Here is a 16,702-nt window from a genome sequence, read left to right as displayed (position 1 = left end):
TACGATCGTAATATGATGCATGTAATATTTCGTTGCAAATCTTTTTTGCTGCCAGTCGTCAGGTTGGATGTAGGAAGCCGAACTGCGGAAAAAGCAAGGAGTGTCGGAAGGGCCACGCGGCCTTGTAGGAAAAGTCAGAAAAAACTCAGCAGCAAGTAGGAAACGAAACCTGGTCAGTTGAATAAAGAGGTAGGAAGCAAGTAGTTGGAAGTAAGAAAGATCAAGTAAAAGTAAGCCGCTAGTTGCACTAACAGGATCAAGGCGTTGAAGTAGTTGTCATCACCCTATTGCAAGAAGTCGGCAACTTTCCAATGATCGGTGGCATAGACGAAACGGCATCGCGCCCTTTCAAAACCGCCAGGAAGCCAGGTGCCGAATACTGTTCGTGTTGTATCTCGTCGTCCCCTAATTTGCTCACCGTTGCCGGCTTTATTGCTGGGTTTGAGTATTTCACCGCTCTATGCCGCCGAGTCTTCCGCCCCAGGGCAAGAAGTGTTACGCCAGCAACAACAGCAACAACGCGACCTGCAGCAGATGCAACTGGAACAACGCCGCCGACAACTTGAACGCGGCAGTTTCAGTGGCGCGGCGACCGCGCCAGCGGCAGCCGACACACTGGCTGTCGATGAGCGCTGCTGGGCCGTCAGCGAGGTGCGCGTCGGTGGCGTCACGCTGATCAGCCGCAAGACACTCGACCTGCGCCTCAACCCGACATTGTCGCCGTGCATGGGCGTAAACCAGATCAACCAAGCGCTGGCGACCATCACCGAGCTCTATGTGCAGGCGGGTTACATCGCCAGTCGGCCCTACCTCGGTACGACACCAGAGGCCGGGCAGTCGCTGGATATCCTGGTGGATGAAGGCTACGTCGAGTCCATCGAACTGGCCGACCCGAGCCTGCCCGTTGCCCTCGGCGGAGCATTTCCCGGGATGCTCGGCAAGGCGCTGAACCTGCGGGACCTGGAGCAAGGTCTGGATCAATTGAACCGCCTGCGCTCCGTGGACCTGAGCGCCGACATCGCACCCGGCAGCGAGCCTGGCGCCTCGCGGATCATCTTGCGCTCGCGCACCCGCGATCAATCGCGCTGGGCGTTGAACCTGGGGCTGGACAATCTCGGCAGCGCCATCACCGGGCGCAATCGTCATACGCTCAATCTAGGACTCGATTCGCCGCTGCAAATCAATGATGTGTTCAATGTCAGCGTCAGCGACACCCTCAACCAGGGCGATCGCTACAGCCGCAGCGCCAGCCTGTATTACAGCATTCCTTACGGCTACTGGACCTGGAGTGTCTTTGCCAGCCACGGGGAATATCGGGCGCCATTCAAGCTGGGCTACCTGGCGTTACAAAGTATCGGCACGACCGATCAGCTCAGCCTGCGCGCCGATCGGGTGTTATGGCGCGGCCAGGGCCATCAACTCAGCGCCAATCTGCAACTGGCCCACAAAGAGGTCGACAGCCACCTGGGGGGCTCGCATCTGAGAATTCAGAGCCCGACCCTGACCGTGGCCGAAGCCGGGCTGAATCTGTTCTGGCTCGACAGTGCGGTGTGGAACCTGGACGTCAATTACGCCCAGGGCCTGCGGTGGTTTGGCGCGGACGATGATGCCGAGCGCCGGCTCTACCGCGAGCCCAAGGCGCAGTTTCGCAAGTACCGCGCCGGCCTCGGTCAGTGGCGCAACGGCCGGTTGGGCCAGCAGGCCTGGCAATGGCAAAGCCAACTCAATGTGCAATACAGCCCTGACCCATTGCCGGCCATCGAGCAACTGCTGGTCACCGACGATTCGGCGGTGCGCGGATTTCGTATCAACGGCGCGTCCGGCGCCAGCGGGGCGGTCTGGCGCAACACCCTTCGCCTGCCGTTGCGCAGCGACTTGCCGGTGCAGATCACCCCGCGCCTGGGGCTGGACAGCGGTGTGGTCCAGGCCGATCGCGGTGCCCCGAGTCAACGCCTGAGCGGGGGCAGCGTCGGGGTCAACCTCAGCTGGAAAAGCCTGCAAGTCGACCTCGATTACCAACGCAGCTTCAGCCTGCCCAGCCAGTTCAAGCACGAGCCACCGACCTGGCTGATGCGCGTGGGATTGCAACTATGAACCCAACAAAACTGCCGAGGGTGCTGTGCGCGCCAGCCACGGCAGTCCTTCCCGCGCGCCGTGATATCGCACTTGAATTTTGAGGTTCTTATGTCAGCAAAACCCTTGGTGTTCCATCTCGCCCCCGGTGGCAAATTGCGCTGGGCGATTGCCAGCCTGTTTCTCCTTGCACCTGTGCCAAATGCCCTGGCGACGGGCGTCGTGGTCGCTCCCGGGCCCGGGGGCACCGCGCAATTGCAAACCCGGGACGGCGTGCCCATCGTCAATATCGTTGCGCCCAACGGCTCCGGCCTGTCCCATAACCAGTTCCTCGACTACAACGTCGACCGCCAGGGCCTGGTCCTGAACAACGCCCTGGAAGCCGGGCAGTCGCAACTCGCCGGGCAACTGGCCGCCAACCCGCAGTTCCAGGGACAGGCGGCGAGCGTGATCCTCAACGAAGTGATCAGCCGCAACGCCTCGGCCATCAATGGTGTCCAGGAAATCTTCGGCCGTGGCGCCGACTATGTGCTGGCCAACCCCAATGGCATATCGCTCAATGGCGCCGGTTTCATCAACACCCCGAACGCCCATCTCCTGGTCGGGCGCCCCGAGCTGAACGAGGGCAAGCTGCTCGCCCTGAGCACCCGTGAGGCCACGGGGGAGCTGAGCATCCGGGGCGCGGGTCTTCAGAACAGTGAAGGCTCGATCAACCTGATTGCTCCGCGTATCGACAGCGAGGGCAAAATTGGCGCCCGCGATGACTTGAACCTCACGGTCGGGCGCAACTCCGTGGACTTCGCCAGCGGGCAGGTGCGGTACGTCGACCCGAGCGGCGACAGCGGCGACGGCCGCATTGACGCCCGCCTGTTCGGCGCCATGCAGGCCGGGCGCATCAACATTATCAGCACCGCAGAAGGCGCGGGCGTGCGAATCGGCCCGGTGCAGGTGGCCGGTCGGGACGGCGTGCGGATTCGTTCGGCCGGCGATCTCGTCATCAGCGGCGATGCCGTGCCGGACAGCCTCGAGGTGGTGCGCGCTGGCGTGCACAGCAGCCAGGGCGATGTCAGCTTGCACAGCGGCAAGGACCTGATTCTGGCGGCGGCCGATGTCAGTGGCCGTGACGTCAAGGTCGGCGCCGGCCGCAACCTGAGGTTGACCACCGTCGAAAGCCGCAAGCTCCAGGAAAAACGCGACGACTGGAGAAAAAAGACCCTGGGCATTACCTGGGAAACCTACGAGCAGGCCCAGAGCGAGAGCGATTCGCAGCAGCACGGCAGCCAGATTATTGCCCGCCGTGACGTTGATCTGTCCTCGGGCGGCGACACCGAACTCAAAGGCGCCCGGGTCGAGGCGGCGAAAGACCTGCGGGTGCAGAGCGGCGGCGATCTGCACCTCACCGCAGCCATCGAAACCCCAACGAAATCCGAGCAGGGCAAACGCCGCAAACACCTGTGGAAAGAAAGCTGGGATAACCGCACTGAAGAGCAACGTAACGTCACCACCCAGTTGAAGGGCGACACCGTCGCATTGACCACAGCCGGGTTGCTGCGCACTGAAGGCGCACAAGTGACCGCCGAGCAGGATATCCACATCGCCGCCAAACAGGTGGAAGTCACCGGTGTCCCCAGCATCGGACTCATACGTAAAAAGAATTATTCCGGCGATCTGGTCGGCGGCGGGTTCTTTGGCAAGACCGGCGATACGGATCAGGGCAACACCCGGCACGAGGGCAGCGCGATCAATGCCGCCGGCAAATTGATCGTCAAGGCCGACGACGTTCGCGTCAGCGGTAGCCAGGTGCGCGGCGGCACAGAGGCCAGCGTCATCAGCGACAAGGGTTCGCTGATCATCGATGGGGTGCAGGACACTTCCCATCTCAACAGCCACAACAAGGACAGCAAATTCTTCGGCATCAGCAACAATGAAACTCGCGAAAACACCCGGGACAACACCACGGTGCGCAGCGAGTTGGCGTCGGACACCAACCTCACCCTCAAGAGCGCCAGGGACATCGAAGTGGCGGGCTCCACGGTCAAGGCGGGTGGTGCGCTCAAGGCAGATGCGGCGGGCGATCTGAATGTGCATTCGGCGCAGGACTCCGTCGACAGCAGCAATACCACGGCCAGCCGCGGCCTGGATGCCTACGCCAGGGAGAATACGCCGGCGGCCGGCCAGTACAGCGCAGGTGTGCGTTATGAAGACAAGACGCAAACCCTGACCGACAACGCAGTGCGCCAGCAAGGCTCCAGCCTCGCCGGGTCTGACGTGCAATTGACGGCAGGTGGCGACCTGACGCTCAAGGGTGCCGAGGTCACGGCCACCGCGGGCGATACGTCGCTGACGGGCAAAACCGTGGCACTGCTGGCCGAACAGGACAGTCAACACACCTCGACGGACCGGCGCAACACCAGCGGCGGTTTCAACTACACCGGCGGCCTTGATCGGATAGGCAGTGGCCTGGACTTCGCGAATTCGACGGTCCGGGACACCCGCGACACCACCACTGCCCAAACCAGCAAGGTCCAGAGCAACGGCAACCTGAACATCACTGCCGACAAACTGATCACTGAAGGGGCGCAAGTCAGTGCCGGCAAAGGCCTGGCGGTCGACGCCGGTGAAATCGACAACCGGGTGGCGCAGGACACGGACAGCAGTACACACAAGGAAAGCAACTGGCAGGCAGGCGTCGGCATCGATCTCGCGTACAAGGACATCGCCCGTCCCATCGCCGACGCCGCCAAAAGCGCCATCGATGCAAAAATCCCGGACGTGGGCGCATTGGGCAAGCTCGGTCAGCCTGATGTCGGGGTCAGCGCCGCCATCGGTCATCAAAATGCCGACCGCCAGGTGCGCAGCGGCAGCGATGTGGTCAGCCAGTTCAAGGGCGGCACGGTAGACGTCAAGGTCGCCGGCACGTTGCAAGACCAGGGCACCCGGTACGAAGCCAGCGCCGGCAAGGTCAATATCAGCGCCGACCGGTTGATCGCCAACGCCGCCAGCATCACCGAAGGCAGCATCGATCGGGCGCTGGACGCCAAGGTTGACGTGCGGGTCTACACCAAGACCGGCCAGGATGTGAACGTTGCGGGCAGCGGTGAGGGTGGCAGCCGTCAGACACAGAAGAACACGTCCACCGCGGTGGTCGGCAGTTACGCCGGAAGCCAGGGGGTGAACATTAACCTGGGGCGCGACGGGCAGTTCGAGGGCAGCCGGTTCGATGGCGGGGAGGGCGGCGTGACGATCAAGACCGGGGGCGAACTGGCGCTGAATCAGGCCAACGACCGTCAGGACAGTGACACATCCAGCCTGCGCGGCAAGGCCTCGCTGAACGTCGGCACTCTGCCGGGCACCAACGCCACCAATGCGACTGTCGGTGCCGGTGTGCAGCTCGATCATAAAGGCAGTCAGGTCCGGGACAGCCAGGCCCGTGTCGCCGATATCCAGGGTCAAGGCCCGGTAGAACTGAGCAGCGGTGGCGATCTGCTGCTGCAAGGGACCCGGATCGACACACCGGGTGCGATAGACCTCAAGGCCGGCGGCAAACTCGGTCTGCAAGCGGCCAGCGACACCCACCTGGTCAAGGGCAGCAATCTGGGCGGCGGCCTGGATCTGGGCGGCAGCAAAACCAGCACCGAAAACAGCGTCGCCAAGACCGGCACCCTCGGCATCAACTTCAATGCCGGTCGGGTTGATGAGTCGGCGCAGACCTTGACGGGCGTCCAGCTCAAGAGCCAGGACAGGATCGGTCTCGGCGGCGATTCGATCTACCTGCAAGGCACCCGGGCGGACGCCCCGCATGTGCGTCTCGATGCACGGGGGGGCGGGATCCAGGCGCAATCCGCCCAATCCACGCAGAACCGCAACAACAGGAGTCTTGAACTCAAGGCCGGGGGCAACCTTGGCAGCAGCACCCCCACCGCCACTGCCACCGAAGGCGTCGCGACCACTGACTATGGGTTGAACGCCGGCGCCAAGCTCGGGGTGGATCAGCTCAACCGCACGACTGAGCAGAACAGCCGGATCACCGCGGACAGTGTCGAGCTCAACAGCGCAGGCGATGTGCAATTGGCGGGGGCGCGGATCGATGCCGGGAAGGTCGGTGGCACGGTCGCCGGCAATCTGAGCGTCGAAAGCCGTCAGGACCACCAGACCACGACCAAGGCTGATCTTGACCTGGGGCTGACCGGCAAAAAAGCAACGCCGGTCGAGCAGGACAAACTGGCGCAAAACAGCGGATTCAAAGCGCTCGATTACAAGCCTACCCTCAAGTTCGATGGCGCCTATGCGTACAAGGACAGCGTGGGCCAGGCTTCCGGCATCAGCGGTACACAGGGAGTGAATCTCAACGTCGGCGGCACGACGCAACTGACGGGAGCACGGATTGCATCAGCCGAAGGCCGTGTCGGTTTGGGTGACTCGGGGGTTGGTACAACGACCTTGAGCAACCTGGATTACAGCGTCAAGGGCGGATTCGACCTGCCGCAAAAACCGGGGACCGAGGGCAGCAAACCCGAGATCTCGATTGTCGATGAGCTTGGTATCAAATTCGGCCCCGGGAACCTTGGTGGTCGTTTCGACAGGCAAACGTTGCAATCGGGGATTGACGAGAACAAGGGATAAGTCAGCACCGTGTAACCCCTTGGGCGGGCAGACGAGCCACAACTCGCTGCCCGTCATTTTTTGCGGATAACCGGAATTGGCCTTACCAGCACCTGTCTGGAATCCATTGCTTCCAGTTAATAGGAAGCATTACTATTCACGCCCCGTCTTCACAGCACGCCGCAATGACCCCCAAGCTGCCCCGCAGACACGGCTTTTTCGAGCATTACGAAGAGTTGGTTGGCACCTGGACCCGTCGCCTGAGAAATCGTCAGCAGGCCGAGGACCTGGCCCACGACACCTTCGTGCGGGTGCTTGAGTCCGATTCGGCCGCGGTGGAGCAACCCCGGGCGTACTTGCACCAGACCGCGCGCAATATCGCGGTGGATGGTTACCGGCGTGAGGATCGGCGGGGCGCCATGGAGTCGGAGGCGATCGATCACAGTGTGTCGTCGTCCGGCGACCCGGAGCATTTCATGCATGCGATCCAGTTGGCTGATTCCATCGAGCGGGCGCTCAGCGAACTGCCGGTCAACTGCCGCAAGGTGTTCGTCTGGCAGAAGATCGAAGGCCTGACCCAGGCCGAAATCGCCGAACGCCTGGGGCTGTCCAAGAACATGGTGGAAAAGTATATGATCCGCACCCTGCGGCATTTGCGCGACCGTCTGGACGGGTTGCAACCATGATCGGCCGCGCCTTCTCATCCCCGGCCAGACAGGAACTTCCATGATGGATACTCGTGATTGCGCGTGCGGGCAAACGACGGTTCGCGACGAGGCGGCGCGCTGGTTTGTGCGTTTGCAGGAGCCGGCGGTGGACGTCGAAGAGCGTCGACGCTTCGAGCGCTGGCTGCACGAGCATCCCCAGCATCGCGACGAGTTTCAATTGCTCGAGGGACTGTGGACGGCGGCTGATCTGCTGCCTGCGGCGCGTCTGCAGGCCTTGTGCGAGAGCCCGCCGGCCCGCGGCAAACGTCGCCCGCTGGTGCGTTATGCGGTGGCCGCCGGTGTGATGGCCGTGGCGGTCGGGTTGGGCGTGTTCAGCCAGTTGCATCAGCCGGCGATCTACACCGCCGAGTTTTCCACGGCCCTGGGCGAGCGACAGCAGGTGGCATTGCCGGACGGTTCGGTGATCGACCTGAACGGCCGTAGCCGCGTCCAGGTGCACTATGAACAGGACCGGCGCCGCATCGAGTTGCTGCAGGGCGAAGCGATGTTCAGCGTCGAACACGATACCCGCCGGCCGTTCGTGGTCGAGGCCGGTAGTGGCAAGGTCACGGTCACCGGCACCCGCTTCGACGTGCGTCGCGGCGCCACTGAAACCCGGGTCGTGGTCGAGCAGGGCACCGTCAAGGTTCAAGGCCGCGAGGCTGGCGACAGTGAATTCATCAGCCTCACCGCGGGCCTGGGGACGCGGGTCGATGCCCAGGGCAAAGTGGCCGCCGCCTATGCGGTCAATCCTGCGGAACTGACCGCCTGGCGCAGCGGCAAACTGGTGTTCAACAACGCCAGCCTGCGCGACGTCGCCGAAGAAGTGTCGCGCTATCGGGAGCAACCGCTGACCGTCGGCAACGATAAAGTGGGCAATCTGCGCCTGACCAGCGTGTTCAAATCCGACAACACCGACGCACTGCTCAAGGCCTTGCCGAGCATTCTGCCGGTGGCCGTGCGGACCCTCGATGACGGCAGCCAGCAAATAATTTCAAAATAGATTCAGGTTTTTTTCGAGTTCATCGTCTTCTAGTCCAACTGCAACTGGTTTGCATTAACAAACGCACACTCTTGCGATCCACAGGACTAGGTTCGACGTGAAAAAAACCACCGCTAACAACAACAAACTCCCTTGGTTGCCCCTGGTCCTCGCACTGGCGGTCAACGTTGCGCTGCCCCAGGCCTTTGCCGCCGAGGCTATTCACATTCCGGCGCAACCCCTGGGTCAGGCCCTGAGTGAACTGGGCCAGCAAACCTCGCTGCAGGTGTTTTTCAGCCCTGAGCTGGTCGCCGGCAAACAGGCCCCGGCGGTGGACGGCAACCTCTCGCCCGAGGACGCGCTGCGCCAGCTGCTGCAAGGCAGCGGTCTGCATTACCAGATCGACGAAGGTTCGGTGACTTTGCTGCCTGCACCCGGTGCCGCTGCCAATGGTCCGCTGGAACTGGGCGTGACGGACATCAAGGTGGTCGGCGACTGGCTCGGTGACGCGGATGCCGCGGTGGTGCAAAACCACCCTGGCGCCCGTACGGTGATCCGCCGCGAGGCGATGGTCGAGCAAGGCGCGATGAATGTCGGCGACGTGTTGACGCGCGTGCCCGGTGTGCAAGTGCAGGAAGCCAACGGCACCGGCGGCAGCGATATTTCCCTGAACGTCGGCGTGCGGGGCCTGACCTCGCGCCTGTCGCCACGCTCCACCGTGCTGATCGATGGCGTGCCGGCAGCGTTCGCCCCCTACGGCCAGCCACAACTGTCGATGGCGCCGATTTCCTCCGGCAACCTCGACAGCATCGACGTGGTTCGCGGAGCCGGTTCCGTGCGTTACGGACCGCAGAACGTCGGTGGCGTGATCAACTTCGTGACCCGCGCGATCCCGGAGAAAGCCTCCGCTGAAATCGGCAGCACCCTGGAAACCTCGCAGCACGGTGGCTGGAAGCATATCGACACGGCCTTCGTCGGCGGCACCGCGGACAATGGCATCGGCATGGCGCTGTTGTACTCGGGCGTGAACGGCAACGGTTACCGCGAACGCAACCACGGCAACGACATCGACGACGTGCTGCTCAAGACCCACTGGGCGCCCACCGATGTCGACGATTTCAGCCTCAACTTTCACTACTACGACGCCAGCGCCGACATGCCCGGCGGCCTGACCCAGGCGCAGTACGACGCCAATCCGTTTCAGTCGGACCGCAACAATGACAATTTCAGCGGGCGCCGCAAGGACGTGTCGTTCAAATGGACCCGGCAGATCGACGACCGCACCCAGGCCGAAGTGCTGACCTATTACACCGACAGCTTCCGGGGCAGCAACATCGCCGCTCGCGACCAGAAGACCCTGGGCTCGTTCCCGCGCACCTACTACACCTTTGGCATCGAGCCGCGGGTGTCCCGTGTGTTCGACGTCGGCCCGACCACCCAGGAAGTCAGTGTCGGCTATCGCTACCTCAAGGAAGCCATGCACGAAGAGGCCAGCCGCCTGGCGCTGGTCAACAACGAGCCGATGGTGCGTCCGGGTTCGGACGGGCACGTGTACCAGGATCGTACCGGCGGCACTGAAGCCAATTCGGTGTATGTCGACAACAAGATCGATGTCGGTAACTGGACCATCACCCCGGGCATCCGCTTTGAACACATCAGCACCGACTGGCACGATCGCCCCGTGCTCGACACCGCAGGCCGGCCGGTGCCGGAAAAGCGCCGCAGCATCGAAAGCAACGAGCCGCTGCCGGCCCTGAGCGTGATGTATCACCTGTCCGATGCCTGGAAGCTGTTCGCCAATTACGAAACCTCGTTCGGCAGCCTGCAGTATTTCCAGCTCGGCCAGGGGGGCGCGGGTGACGAAACCGCCAATGGCCTGGAGCCGGAAAAGGCCAAGACCTATGAGGTCGGCACGCGCTACAACGATGATGTGTGGGGCGGTGAAGTGACGCTGTTCTACATCGACTTCGATAAAGAATTGCAGTACATCAGCAACGACGCGGGCTGGACCAACCTCGGCGCGACCACGCACCAGGGCATCGAGGCGTCGGTGCACTACGACATGGCAGCGCTGGACCCACGCCTTGATGGCCTGACCGCCAACGCCGGGTTCACCTACACCCGCGCGGTCTATGAAGGGGAGATTCCAGGGTTCAAGGGCCGTGACCTGCCGTTCTATTCGCGCCAGGTAGCGACCGCCGGCCTGCGGTATGACATCAACCGCTGGACCTACAACCTCGATGCCTTCGCCCAGTCCAAACAGCGCTCGCCGGGCGTTGCGGTGAACGCCGATGGCAGCTTCAGCGGCAATTACATCACCGAAGGCACCGCAGATGGCCAGTACGGCGATATCCCGGGTTACGTCACCTGGAACGTGCGCGGCGGTTATGACTTCGGCCCGACCCTGTCGAACCTGAAAGTCGGGGCCGGGGTGAAGAATATCTTCGACAAGCAGTACTTCACCCGCTCCAGCGACAACAACTCGGGCATGTACGTCGGCGCGCCACGCACGTTCTTTGTGCAGGCCAGTGTGGGGTTCTGATAGACCAGACCGCGGTGAATCCATCGCGAGCAAGCTTGCTCCTACAGGGATCTCCGGCGGACACAACATCTGTGCACGACATGGATCAACTGTAGGAGCCGGCTTGCTGGCGAAAGCGGTGTATCAGGCGCCAACTTTATCGGCAGGAAAGCAGCCTTCGCGAGCAAGCTTGCTCCTACTGGGATCTCCAGCGGACACAACATCTGTGCACGACACGGATCAACTGTAGGCGCCGGCTTGCTGGCGAAAGCGGTGTATCAGGCGCCAACGTTATCGGCAGGAAAGCAGCCTTCGCGAGCAAGCTTGCTCCTACTGGGATCTCCAGCGGACACAACATCTGTGCACGACACGGATCAACTGTAGGCGCCGGCTTGCTGGCGAAAGCGGTGTATCAGGCGCCAACGTTATCGGCAGGAAAGCAGCCTTCGCGAGCAAGCTTGCTCCTACTGGGATCTCCAGCGGACACAACATCTGTGCACGACACGGATCAACTGTAGGCGCCGGCTTGCTGGCGAAAGCGGTGTATCAGGCGCCAACGTTATCGGCAGGAAAGCAGCCTTCGCGAGCAAGCTTGCTCCTACTGGGATCTCCAGCGGACACAACATCTGTGCACGACACGGATCAACTGTAGGCGCCGGCTTGCTGGCGAAAGCGGTGTATCAGGCGGCATCTTTATCGGCAGGAAAGCAGCCTTCGCGGGAGCTGCTCGCGAAGCTTTTAAACTTTTAACACCTTCCCGCCAATCGCCACCGCCACCAGCAACATCGCCATCAACCCAAAGGCAAAACTCAAACTGCTGCCATGGGCGATGAACCCGATCAACGCAGGCCCCGCAAGAATCCCGGCATAACCCAGGGTGGTAATGGCTGGCACCGCGATGCTTTCGGGCATGACCGTCTGTTTTCCCACCGCGGTGTACAGCACCGGGACAATGTTCGAACAACCCGCCCCGAGCAGCGCATACCCCACCAGCGCCATCTCCCAGTTTGGCGCGAACGTCGCCAGGAACAGCCCCGCAGCGGCCGTCAGCCCACCGAACACAATCACCCGGGTGGCGCCCAGGCGCCGCACGATCGCGTCCCCGGTCAGGCGGCCGACAGTCATGGTCAGTGCAAACGCCGCATAACCCAGCCCTGCATAGGCGGTGTCGATCCCGCGTTCCTGCGCCAGGAACACCGCGCTCCAGTCCAGGGCCGCGCCTTCGGCGAGGAAGACGATGAAACACATCCCGCCAATGAACAGCACGATGCCGTGGGGCACGGCAAATGCCGGTCCCGAACTTTCGCTGCCGTAGGGCAACAGGTGCGGCGCGGCCTTGCACAGCGCGATCAGCAGCATCACGTTCACCACCAGCGTCGCCCCCAGTGGAGACACGCCCAAGCCCAGCAAGGCGCTGACGCCCGCCGCCCCGACGATTCCGCCAAGGCTGAACAGGCCATGAAAACCCGACATCATGGTCTTGCCGCTGGCCCGCTCGACGATCACCGCTTGCAGGTTCACCGTCGAATCCACCGTGCCCAGCCCGGCGCCGAACAGAAATAACGCGGCGATCAGCGCCGGAATCGAGGACACCGTCGCCAACAACGGCAGGGCCAGGCAGATCAGCAACGTTCCGCCGACCGCCACCCGGCGACAGCCGAAGCGTGTGGCCAGGATCCCCGCCAGCGGCATCGCCAGAATCGAGCCCACCCCCAGGCACAACAACAGCAAACCGAGGGTGCCTTCATCCAGCCCGGCCCGGGTCTTGGCGTAAGGCACCAGCGGCGCCCACGCGGCGATGCCTGCCCCGGCGATGAAAAAGGCGATGCGCGTGGACATCTGTTCGAGGCGACCGGGAACGAATGAGGCCCGGGTGTTGAGGTTGGTCATATCAATCCTTGGCAAAAAACGTCGCGTCTGCAAGGGACAGTGACGCACCGGTGGGGTTCTATCAGCGTCTCGATGCAATCGCGTTCAGGCAGGGTGACATCCTTGCACAGCCAAGTGCTGTTTCGCGATATGTTGTGCCCGAATCGATTCCTTCAGAGGGGGGCGCCATGGCGCGGATGTACGATGCACGCGGCAATATTTACGTAGTGGTGGCGCCTGAGGAGATGCGCCGCGACGGTATCGACTTGCCCGATCAGGCCGACCAGGCCGTGCAAACCCGCGAGGCATGGGCGTTGGCAGCCATCGAGGCTTACTGTGGATGGGCCCCCGGCACACAACCCTCCGGCAGCAAGGACCATCGCAGCGATGGTTTGCTGGTCGGCCCGTTCCAGTCATCGCAGCCTTTTGATCTGCTGATCGTCAACACCGACGGCACCCTGGCCGAGCGCAGTGGCAACGGGCTGACGATTTTTTCCCAGGCGTTGAGCGACCAGGGGCTTTGGCCTGCAGGCCAGGCGTGTCTGCTCAGGGTTCATCACGATAAGGCCGACGTGGATTCACCAGGGGAGACCTCGGTGAAAGCGGCGCAGGTCGAAGATGTGCGCGGGTTCTGGCTGGACCTGGGCAAACCATCGTTCGGGCCGGGGGCGGTCAGTGCCCAGGGGGTTGAGAGCGTGGCCTTCAAGGGACGCGAACTCAGCCATGTGCAGCCGTTGTCGTCACTCAATGCCGCATGGTCGCGAAGCCAGTTCGCGCGGGTTGGCAATCCGCACTGCGTGACCCTTGTGGATGCTGCTGCGGCCTTGCCGAGCAATGAGCAGATGCGTCAACCGGAGTTGTCCGAAGGGCTGACGCGGATCGCCTATGCCATGCCGACCGGGGCAGGCGTGCCGTGTCCGGCCGGGGTCAATTTGCAATGGGCGATGCTTGAGTCCGAGGGGCGGATCGTGGCCCGGGTGTTCGAACGGGGCGAAGGGCCGACGGCGTCGTCGGGGACCAGCGCCAGTGCGGTGGCGTGTGCGGCATGGCGGGTGGGGTGGGTTGCGGCGGGTGAAGTGAAAGTCGTCATGCCTGGCGGCACGGCGCCGATTTTGCTGGAAGAAGAGCAGGGGGCGTTGAGTCGGGTCAGCTTGTTCGGTACGGCTCGATTGATTGGTTGATTGATAGATCGCCATCGCGAGCAAGCTCGTTCCCACAGGATTCATGTCGTTCACAACACTTGTACACGACGCAAAACCTGTGGCAGCGAGCTTGCTCGCGATGGCGTCAGCCCAGTCAACGCAAGATTCAGCCCTGATCGCCGAAAAGCTCCACCACCGGCATCTGCCGCTTCATCAATACCTTGCCCGCCCGCACCGAATACAACGGCAAACCCTGGCTGCGAATCACCTCGTAATCGCTGTCCGCCGACAGAATCAGCAAATTCGCCGGCCGCCCCCGTTCCAGTCCATATCGATCACCCAGGGCCATGGCCTTGGCGCTGTTGTCGGTCACCAAGTCCAGCGCGCTTTGCAGGTTGCGGTAACCGAGCATGTGGCAGATGTGCAAGCCGGCTTCGAGCACCCGCAAGATGTTGCCGTTACCCAGCGGGTACCACGGGTCGACGATCGAGTCCTGGCCGAAACACACGTTCATGCCCGCTTCGAGCAACTCGTTGACGCGGGTCACGCCGCGGCGTTTCGGGAAGTTGTCGTAGCGCCCTTGCAGATGGATGCTTTCGGTGGGGCAGGAGACAAAACTGATCCCGGAATGCCCGAGCAGGCGAAACAGCTTGGCGCAGTAGGCGTTGTCATAGGAGCCCATGGCCGTGGTATGGCTGGCGGTGACCCGAGAGCCCATGTCGCGGCTGCGGGCTTCTTCGGCCAGCACCTCGAGAAAGCGTGAATGCGGATCGTCGGTTTCATCGCAGTGCACGTCTACCAGGCAGCCGGTGCGCTCGGCCAGGTCCATGAGAAACTTCACCGAACTCACCCCCTGGTCCCGGGTGTACTCGAAATGCGGAATGCCGCCGACCACATCGGCGCCCATGCGAATCGCTTCTTCCATCAGCTCCCGACCATTGCGGTATGACTCGATGCCTTCCTGGGGGAAGGCGACGATCTGCATGTCGACCAGGTGTCGGCTTTCTTCGCGCAGTTCGAGCATCGCCTTCAGCGCCGTCAGTTGCGGGTCGGTGACGTCGACGTGGGTGCGCACATGCTGGATGCCATGGGCGGCGAGGCTCTGGAGGGTTTTCCTGACGCGGTTCCTGGTGTCTTCCGCGGTGATCGTCACCTTGCGCTCGCTCCAGCACTCGATGCCCTCGAACAGCGTGCCGCTCATGTTCCAGCGCGGCTCGCCGGCGGTCAGTGTCGCATCAAGGTGGATATGCGGCTCGACGAAGGGTGGAATCACCAGATTGCCGCCGGCGTCCAGATCATCGGGCCCCAGGGTTGGCGCCTCGGTCTGTCGGCCGATATTGCTGATCAGACCGTTTTCCAGGTGCAACTCATGCAACCCTTCTTGGTTGCGCAGGCGGGCGTTGATGATGTGCATCGGGCGAATCCTTTTATAGATCTTCTAGTGGCGCGTTGGCGGTACGGGTGCCGAGTACCCCGGTCAATATCACATACGTTAGCGCGGCAGCGGCAATCCCTGCCAGCGGCGCGACCCATGGCGAGCTGAACGCAGCAACGGTGCCGACCGCATAAGCACTCAGGCCTGAGCCATTGAACGCCGGCAACCGGGCATCGGCCAGGCGTGGATATTGACCGCGGTAGCGATAAAAAAAGTCCGCCATGATCACGCCCCCGATCGGCGGAATCACCGTGCCCAGCAGAATCAGGTAGGGCACCAGATAGTCGTACATGCCCAGCAGCGCCAGCAGCGTGCCGATCACCGCGCCGGCCAGGGTCACGGTTTTGCGCCGGCCGGTGCGCAACAGGTTGCAGCCGGCGACGGCGAAGTTGTAGATGGTGTTGTCCTGGGTGCTCCAGATGTTGAGCAGCAACATCGCCATCGCGGCCATGGCGAAGCCTTGCAACAGCAACACTTCGACCACGTCCGGTTGCTGGTAGACGATGGCGCCGTAGGCGCCGATCAACACCATCAGGCCGTTGCCGATAAAAAAACCGATCAGGCTTGCCAGCACGGCGACCCTGGCCGAGCGCGAAAAGCGCGTCCAGTTGGTCGCCTGGGTCGCGCCACTGACAAAGGTGCCGAACACCAGCGTGATGGCGGTCGACCAATCTAGGGTGGCCGTCGGCACGACCGCCAGCAAGCCATCGAGCCCGCCGACCTTGGTCGTGGCGACCCACATCGACAGCATCAGCAACACCATCATGGCGGGCACCGCGATGTACGACAGGATTTCCAGCCCGCGATAACCGACATAGGCCGTGGCGCAAAACATCAGGCCGAACAGCACCATCAGGCCCTGTACTGGGCCTTCGCTCAATTCGAAATACTTGCCCAACACCACGGCCGCAGTCGCCGTGCCCCAGGCGTACCAGCCGATCTGGGTGAAGCCGAGGATCAGGTCGCTGAGCCGGCTGCCGATTTCACCAAAGCAGAAACGTCCCATCAGCACCGAATTGAGGCCACTCTTGAACGCAATGTAGCCCAGGCTTGCGGCGTAGATCCCCAACAGCAGATTGCCGACGACAATCACCGCCATCATCTCGCCGAAACCGAACGCCACCCCGAGCTTGCCGCCGGCAAACATGGTCGCGGTAAAAAAGGTGAAACCCAGCAGCACCATGGCTGTGGAGGCCAGGCCTTTGCGGGCATGCATCGGCACTTCGCTGAGGGGGTAGTCGTTGCCGGGAGCGTTCTGCGTCATGGGGCGTTCCTTGCGGGATGGGAGGACGCGAGGGTGTTGCAGCGGTCGTGCCAAGCGGGGCAGGTGTTGTTATTTATAGACGAGAGCGGGCGTTTGGTTCGGCAGAG

Annotated in this window: 9 protein-coding genes; 6 read left to right on the top strand and 3 right to left on the bottom strand. The window is 62.5% G+C overall.

Features of this window, described 5'->3' with window-relative positions:
* Window positions 1-369: 369 nt before the first annotated feature.
* The 5 genes from ELQ88_RS24215 (at window position 370) to ELQ88_RS24195 (ending at window position 10,906) form a co-directional block, all read left to right on the top strand.
* Window positions 370-2,094 (top strand): ShlB/FhaC/HecB family hemolysin secretion/activation protein, encoded by a 1,725-nt coding sequence (locus ELQ88_RS24215; protein ID WP_138968263.1) that lies wholly within the window; start codon window positions 370-372, stop codon window positions 2,092-2,094.
* A 90-nt stretch (window positions 2,095-2,184) separates the two neighbouring features.
* Entirely contained in the window at window positions 2,185-6,696 is a 4,512-nt protein-coding gene (locus ELQ88_RS24210) for a hemagglutinin repeat-containing protein (protein ID WP_138968261.1), read from the top strand.
* 164 nt (window positions 6,697-6,860) lie between these two features.
* Window positions 6,861-7,361: a sigma-70 family RNA polymerase sigma factor gene (locus ELQ88_RS24205; protein WP_128871233.1), complete on the top strand. Its 501-nt coding sequence runs from the start codon at window positions 6,861-6,863 to the stop codon at window positions 7,359-7,361.
* 40 nt (window positions 7,362-7,401) lie between these two features.
* Entirely contained in the window at window positions 7,402-8,385 is a 984-nt protein-coding gene (locus ELQ88_RS24200) for a FecR family protein (RefSeq protein WP_138968259.1), read from the top strand.
* A 97-nt stretch (window positions 8,386-8,482) separates the two neighbouring features.
* Entirely contained in the window at window positions 8,483-10,906 is a 2,424-nt protein-coding gene (locus ELQ88_RS24195) for a TonB-dependent receptor (RefSeq protein ID WP_138968257.1), read from the top strand.
* 717 nt (window positions 10,907-11,623) lie between these two features.
* On the opposite strand, the gene ELQ88_RS24190 is transcribed toward ELQ88_RS24195, so the two are convergent.
* The gene (locus ELQ88_RS24190; protein ID WP_128871236.1) at window positions 11,624-12,775 is read right to left on the bottom strand and encodes an MFS transporter; all 1,152 of its coding nucleotides are present in this window, start codon (window positions 12,773-12,775) and stop codon (window positions 11,624-11,626) included.
* Between the two features lie 167 nt (window positions 12,776-12,942).
* On the opposite strand from ELQ88_RS24190, the gene ELQ88_RS24185 reads away from it, so the two are divergent.
* The gene (locus tag ELQ88_RS24185) at window positions 12,943-13,935 is read left to right on the top strand and encodes a diaminopimelate epimerase (protein WP_138968255.1); all 993 of its coding nucleotides are present in this window, start codon (window positions 12,943-12,945) and stop codon (window positions 13,933-13,935) included.
* A 127-nt stretch (window positions 13,936-14,062) separates the two neighbouring features.
* Here ELQ88_RS24185 and codA read toward each other — a convergent pair whose 3' ends face one another.
* Both codA and codB read right to left on the bottom strand, forming a co-directional pair.
* Window positions 14,063-15,310, bottom strand: coding sequence for a cytosine deaminase (gene codA, locus ELQ88_RS24180; RefSeq protein WP_138968253.1), 1,248 nt, complete (start codon window positions 15,308-15,310; stop codon window positions 14,063-14,065).
* A 13-nt stretch (window positions 15,311-15,323) separates the two neighbouring features.
* A complete protein-coding gene (codB, locus tag ELQ88_RS24175) occupies window positions 15,324-16,595 on the bottom strand; it encodes a cytosine permease (protein WP_128871239.1) in 1,272 nt (423 codons plus the stop codon).
* Between the last annotated feature and the right edge of the window lie 107 nt (window positions 16,596-16,702).

Origin of the sequence: Pseudomonas sp. MPC6 (assembly GCF_006094435.1) — a bacterium.
Lineage (GTDB): Bacteria > Pseudomonadota > Gammaproteobacteria > Pseudomonadales > Pseudomonadaceae > Aquipseudomonas.
The sequence above is the reverse complement of the archived record's forward strand: the minus strand, read 5'-3'. Positions and strand labels throughout refer to the sequence as shown.

Excerpts from the sequence above, each read along its gene's own strand:
- ELQ88_RS24200 (WP_138968259.1), top strand. The coding sequence starts at position 7,402 with ATGATGGATACTCGTGATTGCGCGTGCGGGCAAACGACGGTTCGCGAC.
- ELQ88_RS24210 (WP_138968261.1), top strand. The coding sequence starts at position 2,185 with ATGTCAGCAAAACCCTTGGTGTTCCATCTCGCCCCCGGTGGCAAATTG.
- ELQ88_RS24190 (WP_128871236.1), bottom strand. The coding sequence starts at position 12,775 with ATGACCAACCTCAACACCCGGGCCTCATTCGTTCCCGGTCGCCTCGAA.
- codA (WP_138968253.1), bottom strand. The coding sequence starts at position 15,310 with ATGCACATCATCAACGCCCGCCTGCGCAACCAAGAAGGGTTGCATGAG.
- ELQ88_RS24205 (WP_128871233.1), top strand. The coding sequence starts at position 6,861 with ATGACCCCCAAGCTGCCCCGCAGACACGGCTTTTTCGAGCATTACGAA.
- ELQ88_RS24185 (WP_138968255.1), top strand. The coding sequence starts at position 12,943 with ATGGCGCGGATGTACGATGCACGCGGCAATATTTACGTAGTGGTGGCG.
- codB (WP_128871239.1), bottom strand. The coding sequence starts at position 16,595 with ATGACGCAGAACGCTCCCGGCAACGACTACCCCCTCAGCGAAGTGCCG.